This is a genomic window from Vibrio sp. 10N.261.52.A1, assembly GCF_002876325.1.
GTDB classification, from domain to species: domain Bacteria; phylum Pseudomonadota; class Gammaproteobacteria; order Enterobacterales; family Vibrionaceae; genus Vibrio; species Vibrio chagasii.
Window position 1 is genome coordinate 1 of the sequence record NZ_MCYD01001400.1, and the last position, 1,047, is coordinate 1,047.

The following is a 1,047-nucleotide window of genomic DNA, read 5'->3' on the forward strand; positions in this document are numbered from 1 at the left end:
ATTTATGACTCTCCATTTCTGAATCAGTTCCCAGAAAATTCATTAAATTTTACTTTTTTCTTAAATCTCCCGCGATTCAATCGGTTAGTGACGATATTTTTCAACTGGTACGACCAATTTGTGAAAGTGTGATGTTGCTTGCTTGTTAAATAAATGTTCTCGTCGTATATTTCAAACAGTTGTTTAATACGAGTGATTGAAATGGCACCAAGAAGTACAACCAAAGACAAAATCTTAGACGTAGCTGAAGGCTTGTTTGCTGAGCATGGTTTTAATGACACCTCTTTACGCACCATTACGGGTAAAGCGAATGTCAATCTAGCTTCAGTGAACTACCACTTTGGCGACAAGAAAACTCTGGTTCGTGCAGTACTCAATCGCTACTTGGAAGCATTTATGCCTGCACTGCAAGATGCACTAGTGAACTTAAACTTGAACGAAACGTATTCTATGAGTGATGTGTTTGAGTCTCTAAGACAGCCACTACGAGCACTGAATGATGTAAGGCCAAATGGTACCAGCCGATTCATGCTACTTATCGGCAGAGGCTACACGGACGTACAGGGGCATTTGCGTTGGTTCATTACGACTCGTTATAGCGAAGTGCTGACTTTGTTTACTAGCTCAGTAATGAAAGCTAACCCGAACCTCACTAAAGAACAGTTATTTTGGCGTTTGCACTTCACCCTCGGGACCTGTGTATTCACCATGGCTTCGAGTCAGGCTCTCGTAGAAATTGCAGAGAATGATTACGGAAAGAAAATAGATGCCAAAGCAGTGGTCGATATTTTAATTCCATACTTGGCCGCTGGCATGTCAGCAGAAGAATAAAACAATAAAAAGCGAATAAATTCACAACCAATATAGTGAACAAAAGGATCTGAACTATGAGCTCTCTAAGACAAAAATGGGTAAGTGACCCAGCTTTTAAACTCTTTAAAAAAGTACTACCACCACTATCTAGCACTGAGAAAGAAGCGATGGAAGCGGGTAGTGTGTGGTGGGACGGAGAGCTGTTCTCTGGTAAACCAGATTTCACTAAGCTGC

1 protein-coding gene is annotated in these 1,047 nt (G+C 41.1%); it reads left to right on the plus strand.

Annotation, left to right across the window (positions count from 1 at the left end; genetic code table 11):
• Positions 1 to 201 precede the first annotated feature (201 nt).
• Complete coding sequence (locus tag BCT81_RS28325; RefSeq protein WP_061031656.1) at positions 202 to 831, plus strand: TetR/AcrR family transcriptional regulator; 630 nt, start codon at positions 202 to 204, stop codon at positions 829 to 831.
• The last annotated feature ends 216 nt before the right edge of the window (positions 832 to 1,047 follow it).

Bases quoted from the DNA above. Each gene is read 5' to 3' on its own strand.
- BCT81_RS28325 (WP_061031656.1), top strand. From the start codon at position 202: ATGGCACCAAGAAGTACAACCAAAGACAAAATCTTAGACGTAGCTGAA.